We start from the raw sequence: 14,575 nt of genomic DNA, 5'->3' as shown, positions 1-14,575 counted from the left end.
CCGGAGGGGCCAATGCCTGCCTATGACCCGAACAATATCTTTGCCCGCATCCTGCGCGGCGAGATCCCCAACCGCACCGTGCTGGAAACCGAGCATACGCTGGCCTTCCACGACATCATGCCGAAAGCCCCCGTGCATGTTCTGGTCATCCCCAAGGGTGCCTATGTCAGCTATGACGATTTCGCCGCCAATGCCCCGGATGCCGAGATCCTGGATTTCACCCGTGCCGTGGCGCGGCTGACGCGCGAGTTGGGCGTCGATCTGGACAACGGGCAGGGTTACCGCGCCATCACCAATGCGGGTGAGCATGGCGTTCAGGAAGTGCCGCATTTCCATCTGCACATCCTTGGCGGGCGGAATATCGGCCGGATGATCGATCCGGCCTGAGGTCTAACGGGTTGGCCGCGAGGTCAACTGAACGAAGACATCCTCAAGATCCGGGGCCTCGACGGCCAGATCCCGGATCGGCAGATCCGCGGCGCGCAAGGCGTCGATCAGGTCATCGGTCGGAATGCGCGAGGGGGTATAGCTCATCGCAAGGCGGCCGTCGTCGCGGCGCTGGGCATGGACGCCCTCGGGCAGGGTCGGGATGGCCGTTGCAGGGCCGGTATCCACCACCAGAGTTTTCGAATCGGCACGGCCCAGCAGGGCGGCAGTGTCTTCGCAAAGCAGTAGCTCGCCCCGGTCGATGATCGCGATACGGTCGCACATTTCCTCGGCCTCTTCGAGGTAATGCGTGGTCAGGATGATGGTCATGCCCTGTTCGTTCAGCTTGCGCACATTGCGCCACAGCATGTCGCGCAGCTGAATGTCGACCCCGGCCGTCGGCTCATCAAGGACAAGGACCTGTGGGCGGTGGACCAAGGCCTTGGCCAGCAGCAGCCGGCGCTTCATGCCGCCTGAAAGGTGGCGGGAATAGCTTTCGGCCTGCTCGGTCAGTCCGACCAGTTCCAGCAATTCATCGGTCCAACGCTCGCGTTTCGGGACGCCGTAAAGCCCCGCCTGCACCTCAAGGCTGGCGCGTGGGGACAGGAACGGGTCGATGTTCAGTTCCTGCGGCATGACCCCGATAGCGGCGCGGGACTGGCGGGGATTGATGTCCTGATCAAAGCCCCAGATCGTGACCTTGCCCGAAGTCTTGCGCACCAGACCGGCCAGGATGTTGATCGTGGTGGACTTGCCCGCGCCATTCGGGCCGAGAAGACCAAAGACCGAGCCCGCCGGGACCGTCAGGTCCAGACCCTTCACCGCCTGTTTCGGGGCGGCACCGTTTGATGCCGCATAGGTCTTGGTCAGGCCGACAATGCGGATCGCATCTGCATTTCCGGGGCTTTGGGGGGCTGGCATCGGTTCATTCCAGTCTTTATGATGGCTGCCTGTTTAAACCCGTTTGTCGTCAGAGCTCAAGGAAACGCCATGACCCTCCCGGCCCCCGAGACCCAGACTGTCACCTCGTGGAAGGTGGCTTGCGATGGAGATGAGCAGCGTGGATCGGGGCATCCGCGCGTCTGGCTGGCGATTCCGCATGACTCGGGCGAGGTCGAATGCGGCTATTGCGACAAGCGTTTCGTGATCGACCGCGAGCACGCGCACGACGATCACTGATCGGTCCTTTGCGGCAGGAAGTTTCGGACCGTCGGGGTAGACCCGGCGGTCTTTTTGCGTTTGCGCGGTTGCTGGCCTCCGGCGGGGGTATTTGAAAAACGGAGAAAGCCCGGTACCGAGCGCGGGCTTGGACACGGCCCGGCTTCATGGCAGAAGGGGGCGTTGAAAGATGCAGGAAAGGCAGCGTGGACATGACTGAGGTATTCGGCAAGGGCCATCACCTGCATCTGATCGACGGATCGGCCTTTATCTTTCGTGCCTATCACGCGCTGCCGCCGCTGACGCGGCGCTCGGACGGATTGCCGATCGGGGCGGTCGCGGGCTTTTGCAACATGCTGTGGAAGTATCTGCAGGACGGCAAGGGATCGGACCAGCCGACCCATGCGGCGGTGATCTTTGACCATTCCTCGAAGACCTTCCGCAATGACATCTATCCGCTTTACAAGGCGAACCGTCCCGAAGCGCCCGAGGATCTGCGCCCGCAATTCCCGCTGACGCGCGAGGCGACGCGGGCCTTCAACATCGCCTGCATCGAGACCGAAGGCTACGAGGCCGATGACATCATCGCCGCCCTGTCCTGCAAGGCGCGCGATGCGGGCGGGCGGGTCACCATCATCAGTTCCGACAAGGACCTGATGCAGCTGGTGGGCAATGGCGTCGGCATGCTTGACCCGATCAAGGGCAAGGATATCGGCCCCGACGAGGTGCGCGAGAAATTCGGCGTCGGGCCGGAGCGTGTGGTCGATGTGCAGGCTTTGGCCGGGGATGCGGTCGACAACGTGCCCGGCGCGCCGGGCATCGGGATCAAGACCGCCGCCCAGCTGATCCAGGAGTATGGCGATCTGGAGACGCTGCTGGAGCGCGCCTCCGAGATCAAGCAGCCCAAGCGCCGCCAGACCCTGATCGACAATGCCGAGCAGATCCGCATCTCGAAGCGGCTGGTGCAGCTGGATTGCGACACGCCGCTGGAATACGGGCTGGAGACGCTGGAGCTGCGCGACCCGGATGCGGATGCGCTGATCGAGTTCCTGAACCGGATGGAGTTCCGCACGCTGACCACGCGCGTGGCGGATCGCTATGGCGCGGAAGCGCCCGCCGTCGTCGCCGAGAAGCCCGCCTCGGCCTCGGTGGCCTTCGAGCTGCCGCCCATCGCCCGCAGCCACTATGTCATCATCCGCGATGAGGCGACGCTGGCCGAATGGGTCGCGGAAATTGCCGCGAAAGGTGTCGTTGCCGTCGACACCGAGACGACGGGTCTGGATGAGATGGTGGCCGATCTGGTTGGTGTCTCGCTGTGCACGGGTCCGGGGCGGGCAGCCTATCTGCCGCTGGGCCATGTCAGCGAAGGAGCGGTGGGCGATCTGTTCGGTGGTCCGGTTGCCGCTGAAGGGCAGATGCCGATGGAACGCGCGCTGGCCATGCTGAAGCCGGTGCTGGAGGACCCTGCGGTCCTGAAGATCGGGCAGAACATCAAGTATGACTGCAAGATCCTCGCACGGCTGGGGCTGAACGTCGCGCCGATCGAGGACACCATGCTGATGTCCTATGCGCTGAATGCGGGCGACCACAATCACGGCATGGACGAGCTGGCCGAGCGCTATCTGGGCCATGTCTGCGTGTCGATCAAGGAACTGATCGGTTCGGGCAAGGCGCAGATCGGCTTTGCGCAGGTTCCGGTCGAGAAGGCCGCCGAATATGCCGCCGAGGATGCCGAGGTGACGTGGCGGTTGTGGCACCACTTCCGCCCGCGTCTGGGGCGTGAGCGGGTGGCCACCGCCTATGAGACGCTGGAGCGGCCGATGGTGCCGGTGCTGGCCCAGATGGAGATGGCGGGCATCCGCATCGATGCCGACCACCTGCGTCGCATGTCGAGTGCGTTTTCCCAGAAGATGGCCGCGCTGGAGGAGGAGATCCACGGTTTAGCCGGTGGTCCCTTCAACGTCGGCAGCCCCAAGCAGCTGGGCGAGATCCTGTTTGATCGCATGGGCCTGCAAGGCGGCAAGCAGGGCAAGACCGGAGCCTATTCGACCGGGGCTGACGTGCTGGAGGATCTGGCAGCCGAAGGCCATGATCTGCCGGCGCGGGTGCTGGACTGGCGCGGCATCTCGAAGCTGAAATCGACCTATACCGATGCGCTGCCTTTGCATGTGAACCCCGAGACCGGGCGCGTCCATACCAGCTATTCGATCACCGGGGCGCAGACCGGGCGGCTGGCCTCGACCGATCCGAACTTGCAGAACATTCCGGTCAGGACCGATGAGGGGCGGCGTATCCGCGAAGCCTTTGTCGCCGGGACGGGGATGCGGATCGTCAGCCTCGACTACAGCCAGATCGAGCTGCGGATTCTGGCGCATGTGGCCTCGATCCCGGCGCTGAAGCAGGCCTTCCGCGATGGGATCGACATTCACGCCATGACCGCCAGCCAGATGTTCGGCGTCCCCGTCGAGGGCATGGACCCGATGGTCCGCCGCCGGGCCAAGGCGATCAATTTCGGCGTGATCTACGGCATCTCGGGCTTTGGTCTGGCGCGCAATCTGCGCATTCCCCGCGCCGAGGCGCAGGCCTTTATCGACACCTATTTCGAGCGCTTCCCGGAAATCCGCGCCTATATGGACCGCACCGTGGCCGAGGCGAAGCAGGACGGTTTCGTGCGCACGCTGTTTGGCCGCCGCATTAAGACGCCGGGGATCAATCAGAACGGTCCTGCTGCCGGTGGCGCGCGGCGTGCGGCGATCAACGCTCCGATTCAGGGCGCGGCCGCGGACATCATCCGCCGCGCCATGATCCGCATGCCCGAGGCGATCCGCGATCTGCCCGCCAAGATGCTGCTGCAGGTCCATGACGAACTGGTCTTTGAAGTCGAAGAGGGCGCGGTCGATGCGCTGATCGCTGCGGCGAAGGGCGTGATGGAAAATGCCGCCGAGCCTGCGGTGAAGCTGGACGTGCCGCTGATTGTGGACGCCGGTATCGGCGCGAACTGGGCCGAAGCGCATTGAACCGGCGGTCGCGCCTGTCATTGGCGCGGCTGGGGTATTTGTGAAACGATGAGATCCGGGGTTGGCGCCCGAGGACCGGGCGTCCCTGCAGGAGGCTTGCGGATGGCGCATCATCACGAGGGTCACGACCATGCCGGGCATGGTCACAGTCATCTGCCCTCGGGGGTGGGAGACGGGGCGATCCTGATCGCGGTGATCGTCAATCTGGGTCTGACTGTGGCCCAGATTGCCGGGGGCTATATCGCCGACTCGACGGCGCTGATCGCGGATGGGGTGCATAACCTCTCGGATGCGATGGCGCTGGTGCTGGCCTTTGGTGCGCGCAGGTTGGCGCGGCGTCCGGCCAGCCCGGCTATGAGCTTTGGCTGGAGCCGGGCCGAAATCATCGCGGCCTTCGTGAACTACATCGCGCTGATCGCGGTCTCGGTCTGGCTGGGGATCGAGGCGCTGGGCCGGTTGTTCGACCCGCCTCAGGTGCAGGGCGGGCTGGTCATGGCGCTGGCAGCGCTGGCGCTGGTGATCGATCTGGCGACCGCGGCGCTGGTCTGGCGCGCCTCGCGCGAAAGCGTGAACATCCGCGCGGCGTTTCTGCATAATCTGGCGGATGCGGCGGTCTCGGTCGCAGTCATCTTCGGTGGCTTGCTGATCTGGGCCTTTGGCTGGCAGATCGCCGACCCGATCCTGACGCTGGCGATTTCCGTCGTGATCATGTGGCATGTGGTCCGCGAGTTGAGCCCGGTCATGCGCATGCTGATGCTGGCTGCTCCGGACGGGGTCGATCATCAGGCGGTCGAGGAATCCTTGCGTGCCGTTCCCGGTATCGACAGCGTCCACCACATCCATATGTGGCAGATCGATGAGCACCGCACCGCCTTGTCAGCGCATCTGGTGATGGGACCGGATGCAGACGCACCCGGCGCGGTCCGCTTGGCCAAGGCCATGCTGCGACGCGATTTCGGCATCGATCACGCCACCATCGAGACCGAGCGGCAGGGCGATCCCTGCGGCGACCATGCGCATGAACACGATGATCATGCGGGGTATGATCACCATTAGGCGTCAGATCGCCGTGGAATGCCCCGATGCGGCCATGTCATAGGCGTCGAGCATCCGCGCGATCATGCGGGTAAGCGCACGGCCCTGCGGCGGAATGCGCAGGCCCCGATCATCGACATGCACCATCATGCCGAATTGCCGCGAAATCGGCGCAAAGACCTGTGCCAATGTCTCGGGGGTAAAGCCGTGGTCGCGGATGAACTCATCGGCACGGATCTCGAAGTCGCACATCAGCGCCTCGATCATGCGGGCGCGCCAGATATCCTCGGCCGAGAAAGCATGGCCCCGGGTGGTCGAGAAGCGCCCGTCGCGGATCGCGCCGACATGGCTGCCGGTCGCGGGCGAGTTCTGCGCATAGCCCTGCGGAAAGCGCGAGATCGACGAGGCACCCAGACCGATCAGCACATTGGCCTGATCGTCGGTGTAGCCCTGGAAATTGCGGCGCAGCCGACCGGCCTGCTGCGCCTCGGCCAGCCCGTCCGAGGGGCGGGCGAAGTGGTCGATGCCAATTTCGTCATAGCCTGCGTCCAGAAACAGCTCGCGCGCGACCTCGAACAGGCGCAGCCGCTGATGCGGGTCGGGCAGCGTTTCCGACGGGATCATCACCTGCCGCTTGGCCATCCACGGCACATGGGCATAGCCGTAAAGCGCCACACGGTCGGGGTTCAGCGCGATCAGCTGCTCGACCGTGCGCGAGATGCGCCACGGGTCCTGATGCGGCAGGCCATACAGGATGTCGGCGTTCAGGCTGGCAATGCCACGGTCGCGGATCATGTCGATGGCGCGCTTGGTGATGGCGTAGCTTTGTTCGCGGCCGATGACCTTCTGGATCTCGGGGTCGAAATCCTGCACCCCGATCGAGGCACGGGTCAGCCCGGCCTCGGCCAGGGCATCCATGCGGGTCTCGTCAATCTCATTCGGGTCGATCTCGACCGAGAATTCCGCGCCTTCGGCCAAGGGGAATTCCGACAGCACCGCGCCCGCGACCGTGCGGATCACGTCGGCGGGCATCAGGGTCGGCGTACCGCCCCCCCAATGCAGGCGCGAGAGCTTTACCCCCGGCGCGAGCGAGGCCTTCAGCAACGCCAATTCGTCCAGAAGTGTCTGGGCATAGGCGCGCACCGGGTCCTCGGATTGGGTGCCCTGAGTACGGCAGGCGCAGAACCAGCACAACCTGCGACAGAATGGCACATGCATATAGAGCGAGATCGAATCCCCCGCCGGAATGGCCGAAATCCATTCCCGAAATCGCGATTCCCCAATGGAATTGCTGAAATGCGGGGCCGTGGGATAGCTGGTATAGCGAGGGACGCGTGCGTCGAACAAACCCAGCCGCTGAAGTTGCGATTGCTGTTCCATATGTCTATCTTGGTCTAAACCACGCCCCTCTTCCTTGATGCAGATCAAATCATGCCGCACGACCTGGCCTTCCAATCGTCGCAGCAAGCCTGTGATGTCTGTCCGATCCGCAGTCGGGCGGTCTGTGCCCATTGCGAGACCGATGAGCTCGCCGATCTGGAGGGCATGAAATACTATCGCAGCTTCGAGGCCGGGCAGGTCATCGTCTGGGCGGGCGACGGCATGGATTTCGTGGCCTCGGTTGTTTCGGGCATGGCCGGACTGACCCAGCAGCTTGAAGACGGGCGCACCCAGATGGTGGGGCTGCTGCTGCCCAGCGATTTTCTGGGACGGCCGGGGCGGCAGATCGCGCCCTATACCGTCACCGCCACCAGCGAGATCGTGCTGTGCTGCTTCCGCCGCAAACCCTTCGAGCATTTGCTGGCGCAATCGCCGCATTTGTCGGGCCGCTTGCTGGAAATGACGCTGGACGAGTTGGACGCCGCACGCGACTGGCTGCTGCTGCTGGGCCGCAAATCGGCGCGGGAAAAGATCGCCTCGCTTCTGGTCATCCTTGCCCGGCGCGAGGCGGCCTTGGCACGGCAGCGGCCCAAGGGCCGTTTCGCGGTGGAATTGCCGCTGACTCGTGAGGCGATGGCCGATTATCTGGGGCTGACGCTGGAAACGGTAAGCCGCCAGATGAATGCCCTGAAACGCGAAGGTGTGATCGAGCTGGAGGGCAAGCGCCGGGTCGTCATTCCCGATTTCGAAGCGCTGGTCATCGAAAGCGGTGACGACTCCGACGGCGGCCTGCCCAGCTAGATCGCCCGCGGCCTAGCGCGCCATGAAGACCGGGACCGTGGCTTTCTCCAGCATATTGCGCGTGGCACCGCCCAGAATCGCCTGACGGAAGCGCGAATGGCCGTAAGCGCCCATCACCACCATGTCTGCGCCGATCTCGGTGGCGCGGCGGTTGATGATCTCACTGATCTGGGGCAGCGTGCGGGCCAGAACGGCGATCTCGGCCTTGACGCCCTGACGGGTCAGCATCTGGCACAGCGCCCCGCCGGGGTCCGAGCGTTCGGGACCATTGGGTGAGGGATCGATCACCGTGATCTCGACCTGCTCGGCGGCCTGTAGCAGCGGCATGGCGCGGCGGACGGCCACCATGGCCTCGCTCGACTGGTTCCACGCGATCAGGATCTTCTTGCCGAAGGGCTCGCGCAGGTGGCCCGGCACGATCAGCACCGGGGCCGAGCCTTCGAACAGCGCGGCTTCGGTGATCGCCTCGGCGTCGGGGGGCGCGTCCTTGCCATAGGGCTGGCCCATCACCACCAGATCGGCATAGCGCGCGCGCATGCCGACCAAGGTGGACAGCCCGCCCATCTGGGCCACCGCCGAATCAACGGCCCAACGGATATCCTCGGCATGCAGGCGGTCGCGGACCTTGTGTTCCAGCGCCGCGGCTGCCGCCATCGCCTGATCGATCGACTCCTGGAACACATAGGCCGATGCCCCGGCATAGTAGTAGCCGCTTTGCGTGTGGTCGATCCCAAGGCAGAACGCGTCCAGATGGCCTTCCTCGCGGCGGGTCATGGCGATGGCGGATTCCAGCTGTTCGTGCTGGGCCTCGCTCGTCATCACAGTCAGAATGGATTTGTACGGCATGGTCGCTCCTTTCCCCCGCGTATGACGCGGCGTCGTGATGCACCGGACTTTGGCATGTTCCGAATTTCATGTCCGGTATTTTTCCAAGTTTACACAGCTTTGCGCGGCGAAGGTTGACGCAGATCAAAGTAGCGTGAGAGGCTTCCCGCGTAGCTTCATTCCGTCAGGCCCGCGGACGGACGCGAGACGGCGTGCAATTTGCGCCCCTGACCGAGCAGGAAGGGACCAGAATCGCATGTTGGATACCGTCAAGCTGATCGTGCTGGGGGTGATTGCGGTGCTTGCCGCGATCGCCGCCAACTGGGCGCGGCCCGATGATCCGGCCTATATCGTCAATGCATTGATCATCATGCTGGTCGCGGGCTTCATGTTCATCCGCGTGCTGCGCCAGATGGGCAATGAACAACCCTCGCTGGAACCCCACCCCGAGACCGAATATTTCGACGGTGTCGTGCGGGCAGGGGTGATCGCCACCGCCTTCTGGGGCGTGGTCGGCTTTCTTGTCGGCGTGGTCATCGCCTTTCAGCTGGCCTTTCCGGCGCTGAACCTGAGCGAGATCACCCATGGCTACACCAACTTCGGCAAGCTGCGGCCGCTGCATACATCAGCGGTGATCTTTGCCTTTGGTGGCAATGCGCTGATCGCGACCTCGTTCTATGTGGTGCAGCGCACCTCGGCGGCGCGTCTTTGGGGCGGCAATCTGGGCTGGTTCGTGTTCTGGGGCTACCAGCTGTTCATCGTGCTGGCGGCGACGGGCTATATCCTTGGTGCGACGCAATCCAAGGAATACGCCGAGCCGGAATGGTATGTGGACTGGTGGCTGACCGTGGTCTGGGTCGCCTATCTGGCGGTGTTCCTTGGCACGGTGCTGAAGCGACGCGAGCCCCATATCTATGTCGCGAACTGGTTCTACCTGTCCTTCATCGTGACCATCGCGATGCTGCATATCATCAACAACCTGTCGGTCCCGGTCAGCTTCCTGGGCAGCAAATCCGTGCAGCTGTTCTCGGGCGTGCAGGATGCGATGACGCAATGGTGGTATGGCCATAACGCGGTGGGCTTCTTCCTGACCGCGGGCTTCCTTGGAATGATGTATTACTTCATCCCCAAGCAGGCCGAGCGTCCGGTCTACAGCTACAAGCTGTCGATCATCCACTTCTGGGCGCTGATCTTTCTGTATATCTGGGCCGGTCCGCACCACCTGCACTATACGGCGCTGCCCGACTGGGCCTCGACGCTGGGCATGGTCTTTTCGATCATGCTGTGGATGCCCTCATGGGGTGGCATGATCAACGGGCTGATGACGCTCTCGGGGGCTTGGGACAAGCTGCGCACCGATCCGGTGCTGCGCATGATGGTCGTCGCGGTCGGATTCTACGGCATGGCGACGTTCGAAGGGCCGATGATGTCGATCAAGGCCGTGAACTCGCTGTCGCATTACACCGACTGGACCATCGGACACGTCCATTCCGGCGCGCTGGGCTGGAACGGCATGATCACCTTTGGCGCGCTTTACTACCTGACGCCCCGGCTTTGGGGCCGGGATCGGCTGTATTCCAACGCGCTGGTCAGCTGGCACTTCTGGCTCGCGACCATTGGGTTGGTCCTTTACGCGGCCTCGATGTGGGTCTCGGGGATCATGGAGGGGCTGATGTGGCGCGAGGTCGATGCGCAGGGTTTCCTGGTCAACGCCTTTGCCGACACCGTGGCCGCGAAATTCCCGATGAACGTGGTGCGCGCGCTGGGCGGGGTCCTGTACCTGACCGGTGGGGTGATCATGTGCTACAACCTCTGGGCCACGGTCAATCGCCAGCCCAAGACGCAGGCGACCACCATCGCCGTCCCGGCCGAGTGAGGACCGATCATGGCAATCCTTGAAAAGCACAAGATCCTTGAAAAGAACGCCACGCTGCTGCTGGTCTTTTCCTTCATCGTCGTCACCATCGGCGGCATCGTTCAGATCGCGCCGCTGTTCTATCTGGAAAACACCATCGAGAAGGTGACGGGCGTCCGTCCCTACACCCCCTTGGAGCTGAAGGGCCGCGACATCTATGTCCGCGAGGGCTGCTATGTCTGCCACAGCCAGATGATCCGCCCGATGAGGGATGAGGTCGAGCGTTACGGTCATTACAGCCTTGCTGCGGAATCTATGTATGACCACCCGTTCCAGTGGGGATCGAAACGCACCGGGCCGGATCTGGCGCGGGTCGGCGGGCGCTATTCGGATGAATGGCATATCGACCACCTGACCAACCCGCAGGCGGTCGTGCCGGAATCGATCATGCCCGCTTACGGCTTCCTGCATGACCGGATCATCGACCCCTCGAACATGCGCGAGCGGCTGTCGACCGATGCCGTCGTGGGCGTCCCCTATAGCGACGAGATGGTCGAGGCCGCGATCACCGACTTCCGTGCGCAGGCCGACCCGGATGCCGACGCCTCTGGGCTTGAGGAACGCTATCCCGGCGCGCAGCAGCGCAATTTCGACCGCCGCGCCGGCGTCTCGGAAATGGATGCGCTGGTGGCCTATCTGCAGGTGCTGGGCACGATGGTCGACTTCTCGACCTTCGAGCCGGACCCGAACAGGTAGGGGGCGGGGATGGAGCATTATTCCTTCCTGCGTCAGCTGGCCGATAGCTGGGTGCTGGTGCTTCTGGTCCTGTTCTTTGTCGGGACCATCCTGTTCGCGTGGCGGCCGGGCTCGCGACCGCTGCATCGCGACGCCGCCGAAAGCATCTTCCGCAATGAGAAAAGCCCGGCCCTTGAGGGGCAGCCCGAGGGCCCAGAGGAGGTCAAGTGATGGCCGACACGGATGACGAACACACCAGCCCCAAGAACCCCGACAACCGGATCGAGCTGGAGCGCGTGGCCGCAGACAAGACGCATGAGGCGCAGATCGCCGCCGACCCGCCACTAGGCCCCGATGGCGAGCCGCTGCACAAGCCCGGCAGCACCCGCGTCGTGCGCGACCGCAAGGGCGCGCGGGTGGTGGTCGAAGTTCCCTCGACCGGCCATAGCTGGGACGGAATCGAGGAATACGACAACCCTCTGCCGCGCTGGTGGCTGTGGACCTTTTACGCGACCATCGTCTGGGCGGTCATCTACATGTTCCTTTATCCGGCGATCCCGATGGTGACGCGGGCGACCCAAGGGTTGCTGGGAACCAACAATCGCGCCGAGGTCGCCGCCGACATCAGCCGCTTTGCCGAGGCCAATGCGCCGATTCAGGCCCGGCTGGTCGAAACCCCGCTGGAACAGATCGCCACCGACCCGGAACTGGCGAATTACACCGCCAATGCGGGTGGCGCGATTTTCCGGACATGGTGCGCGCAGTGCCACGGCTCAGGCGCGGGTGGGGCCACGGGCTATCCCTCGCTTCTGGACAATGACTGGCTGTGGGGCGGCTCGCTTGAGCAGATCTATGCCACCGTCCAGCACGGTATCCGCGATCCCAAGGATGGCGACACCCGCTATTCGGAAATGCCGCGCTTTGGCACCGACGGGATGCTGGACCGGACCCAGATCCGGCAGGTCGTGAATCATGTGCTGGAACTGGGCGGCAAGCCGTATGATGCGACGCTGGCGGCCGAAGGCGCGACGATCTTTGCCGATAATTGCGTGTCCTGCCACGGCGAGGACGGCAAGGGCGACCGCGAGCAGGGTGCGCCGGACCTGACCGACGCGGTCTGGCTCTATGGCTCGGACCCGGCGACGATCACCCGCATCGTTCATGACGGCCCCTTCGGCGTCATGCCGGCATGGTCGGGCCGCCTGTCCGAGGCCGATATCCGCGCCGTTGCCTCTTATGTCCACGGACTTGGCGGCGGCGAATGAATCCTGATCCGCGGCCCGGCAACGGGCTACGGTGGTACCGGTCCCCGGACTTGCGCGTTTCCCTGGGGACCGGTGCCTGAATTCCAACTGCTGCGCTCGGTTCGGACGCAGATTCAGGCGCAAACCACCCGGTCGCGCGCCTTGAGGAGCCAGACATGTCGCAATCCGACATCGACCCGCCACGACTTTATGCCGCCCGTGAACCGATCTTTCCCCGGCGCGTCCACGGCTGGTTCCGCAATCTGAAATGGATCATCATGGCGGTGACGCTGGGGATCTATTACATCACGCCCTGGATCCGCTGGGACCGGGGCCCGCATCTGCCCGATCAGGCGGTGCTGGTCGATCTGGCCAATCGCCGCTTCTTCTTTTTCTGGATCGAGATCTGGCCGCATGAATTCTATTTCGTGGCCGGGCTTCTGGTCATGGCGGGGCTGGGGCTGTTCCTGTTCACCTCGGCGCTTGGCCGGGTCTGGTGCGGCTATACCTGCCCGCAGACGGTCTGGACCGATCTTTTCATCCTGACCGAGCGTTGGGTGGATGGCGACCGCAATGCCCGGATCCGCCTGTGGAACGCACCTTGGGACGCGCGCAAGCTGCGGCTGCGGCTGACGAAATGGACGATCTGGCTGATCATCGCGGTGATGACCGGGGGCGCGTGGATTTTCTATTTCACCGACGCGCCGACGCTGCTTGGCAACCTGTTCACCGGGCAGGCGCATCCCGTCGCCTATATCACCATGGGGGTGATGACCGCGACGACCTTTGTCTTTGGCGGCTTCGCGCGCGAGCAGATCTGCATCTATGCCTGTCCCTGGCCGCGCATTCAGGCCGCGATGATGGACGAGGACACCCTGACCGTCGCCTATCGCGACTGGCGTGGCGAGCCGCGCGGCAAGATCGCCAAGGGCGAGGCCACGCGCTCGGATGGCGGGGCCAAGGGCGACTGCATCGATTGCATGGCCTGCGTGAACGTCTGCCCGATGGGCATCGACATCCGCGACGGGCAGCAGATGGAATGCATCACCTGCGCGCTGTGCATCGACGCCTGCGATGACGTGATGGACAAGATTGGCAAGCCGCGCGGGCTGATCGACTACATGGCCTTGAAGGACGAAACCGCCGAGCGCGCGGGCGAAAAGCCCAAATCCGTGTTGCGCCACATCCTGCGGCCACGGACGCTGTTGTATTTCACGCTTTGGGCCGGGATCGGGATTGCGCTGATTGCCGCGCTGTTCATGCGCTCACCCTTTGATCTGAACGTGACGCCGGTGCGCAATCCGCTTTACGTGACCATGGCCGATGGCGCGGTCCGGAACACCTATGTCCTGCGCCTGCGCAACAAGCAGGGGGCGAAGCACGAGTTCCGCGTTTCGGTCGCGGGACCGGATGGCACGGCGCCGCAAGGGGCGGTGCTGCTGCTGGAAGGGCTGGCTGACACCACCATCCCGGTCGAGGCCGACACCACCCACAGCCAGCGCATCTATCTGACCGCTGCGCCCGGTTCCGATCTGGCCGAGGGCGGACAGGCCGAGCTGACCCTTTGGGTCGAGGATGCAGGCGACGGCGTGAAATCCAGCATCGACACGGTATTCCACGGAAGGGGCGAATGATGAGCGGGCAACTGACCGGCCGGCATGTGCTGGCGATTACCCTTGGGGCCTTCGGGACCATCATCGCGGTCAATGTATTCATGGCGATCAAGGCCGTGGGCACGTTTCCGGGGCTGGAGGTCGCGAACAGCTATGTCGCCTCGCAAAGCTTCGATCATGACCGCAACCTTCAGCAGGCTTTGGGATGGGTGGTGACGCCCGAATATGACGGGCGCGAAATGACCCTGTCGATCCAGGATGCGCGCGGCAATCCCGCCCCGGTCGAAACGCTTGAGGTGACAGTGGGCCGCCCGACCTATGTCAAGGACGACCTGCATCCGCGCTTTACCTATGAAGGCGGGGTCTATGTTGCGCCGATGGATCTGGCCTCGGGGGTGTGGAACATCCGCATCCGTGCGACCGCCCCTGACGGGACCGAGTTCCGCCAGCGCATCGACCATTATCATGGCAGCCGGGTGAAGTAAG

Annotated in this window: 14 protein-coding genes; 11 read left to right on the top strand and 3 right to left on the bottom strand. The window is 63.9% G+C overall.

From position 1 onward, the window contains the following. Window positions 1-12 precede the first annotated feature (12 nt). Window positions 13-387: a histidine triad nucleotide-binding protein gene (locus GL300_RS01215; protein WP_155037758.1), complete on the top strand. Its 375-nt coding sequence runs from the start codon at window positions 13-15 to the stop codon at window positions 385-387. Window positions 388-390: 3 nt separating this feature from the next. Here GL300_RS01215 and GL300_RS01210 read toward each other — a convergent pair whose 3' ends face one another. Further along, window positions 391-1,347 (bottom strand): ABC transporter ATP-binding protein, encoded by a 957-nt coding sequence (locus GL300_RS01210; RefSeq protein WP_155037757.1) that lies wholly within the window; start codon window positions 1,345-1,347, stop codon window positions 391-393. A 69-nt stretch (window positions 1,348-1,416) separates the two neighbouring features. On the opposite strand from GL300_RS01210, the gene GL300_RS01205 reads away from it, so the two are divergent. The 3 genes from GL300_RS01205 to GL300_RS01195 all read left to right on the top strand — a co-directional run bounded on the left by GL300_RS01205 (window position 1,417) and on the right by GL300_RS01195 (window position 5,657). Continuing rightward, window positions 1,417-1,605: a zinc-finger domain-containing protein gene (locus GL300_RS01205; protein ID WP_155037756.1), complete on the top strand. Its 189-nt coding sequence runs from the start codon at window positions 1,417-1,419 to the stop codon at window positions 1,603-1,605. Between the two features lie 191 nt (window positions 1,606-1,796). Then, on the top strand, window positions 1,797-4,601 hold the full coding sequence (gene polA / locus GL300_RS01200) for a DNA polymerase I (RefSeq protein WP_155037755.1): 2,805 nt from the start codon (window positions 1,797-1,799) through the stop codon (window positions 4,599-4,601). 102 nt (window positions 4,602-4,703) lie between these two features. Next, complete coding sequence (locus GL300_RS01195; protein ID WP_155037754.1) at window positions 4,704-5,657, top strand: cation diffusion facilitator family transporter; 954 nt, start codon at window positions 4,704-4,706, stop codon at window positions 5,655-5,657. Between the two features lie 3 nt (window positions 5,658-5,660). Here the strand turns inward: GL300_RS01195 and hemN are convergent, their stop codons facing one another. After that, entirely contained in the window at window positions 5,661-7,016 is a 1,356-nt protein-coding gene (gene hemN / locus GL300_RS01190) for an oxygen-independent coproporphyrinogen III oxidase (RefSeq protein WP_155037753.1), read from the bottom strand. A gap of 51 nt (window positions 7,017-7,067) precedes the next feature. On the opposite strand from hemN, the gene fnrL reads away from it, so the two are divergent. Then, a complete protein-coding gene (gene fnrL, locus GL300_RS01185; protein WP_155037752.1) occupies window positions 7,068-7,817 on the top strand; it encodes a transcriptional regulator FnrL in 750 nt (249 codons plus the stop codon). A 12-nt stretch (window positions 7,818-7,829) separates the two neighbouring features. Here the strand turns inward: fnrL and GL300_RS01180 are convergent, their stop codons facing one another. Next, window positions 7,830-8,663: a universal stress protein gene (locus tag GL300_RS01180; protein WP_155037751.1), complete on the bottom strand. Its 834-nt coding sequence runs from the start codon at window positions 8,661-8,663 to the stop codon at window positions 7,830-7,832. Between the two features lie 235 nt (window positions 8,664-8,898). Here GL300_RS01180 and ccoN point away from each other — a divergent pair, with 235 nt between their 5' ends. The 6 genes from ccoN to GL300_RS01150 all read left to right on the top strand — a co-directional run bounded on the left by ccoN (window position 8,899) and on the right by GL300_RS01150 (window position 14,574). Beyond that, window positions 8,899-10,518, top strand: coding sequence for a cytochrome-c oxidase, cbb3-type subunit I (gene ccoN, locus GL300_RS01175; protein WP_155037750.1), 1,620 nt, complete (start codon window positions 8,899-8,901; stop codon window positions 10,516-10,518). 9 nt (window positions 10,519-10,527) lie between these two features. Next, on the top strand, window positions 10,528-11,253 hold the full coding sequence (gene ccoO, locus GL300_RS01170) for a cytochrome-c oxidase, cbb3-type subunit II (protein WP_155037749.1): 726 nt from the start codon (window positions 10,528-10,530) through the stop codon (window positions 11,251-11,253). 9 nt (window positions 11,254-11,262) lie between these two features. Continuing rightward, complete coding sequence (locus GL300_RS01165; RefSeq protein ID WP_155037748.1) at window positions 11,263-11,463, top strand: cbb3-type cytochrome c oxidase subunit 3; 201 nt, start codon at window positions 11,263-11,265, stop codon at window positions 11,461-11,463. After that, window positions 11,463-12,497 carry a cytochrome-c oxidase, cbb3-type subunit III gene (gene ccoP, locus GL300_RS01160; RefSeq protein WP_246195055.1) on the top strand — a complete coding sequence of 345 codons (1,035 nt, stop codon included), beginning with the start codon at window positions 11,463-11,465 and terminating at the stop codon, window positions 12,495-12,497. The genes GL300_RS01165 and ccoP overlap by 1 nt, the downstream gene beginning before the upstream one ends. 155 nt (window positions 12,498-12,652) lie before the next feature. Then, entirely contained in the window at window positions 12,653-14,110 is a 1,458-nt protein-coding gene (ccoG, locus tag GL300_RS01155; protein WP_155037747.1) for a cytochrome c oxidase accessory protein CcoG, read from the top strand. After that, entirely contained in the window at window positions 14,110-14,574 is a 465-nt protein-coding gene (locus tag GL300_RS01150; protein WP_155037746.1) for a FixH family protein, read from the top strand. The genes ccoG and GL300_RS01150 overlap by 1 nt, the downstream gene beginning before the upstream one ends. The last annotated feature ends 1 nt before the right edge of the window (window position 14,575 follow it).

It is taken from the genome of Paracoccus litorisediminis (genome assembly GCF_009711205.1).
Lineage (GTDB): Bacteria > Pseudomonadota > Alphaproteobacteria > Rhodobacterales > Rhodobacteraceae > Paracoccus > Paracoccus litorisediminis.
Note: the sequence above shows the minus strand (reverse complement) of the source record. Positions and strands in the feature narration are given on the sequence as shown.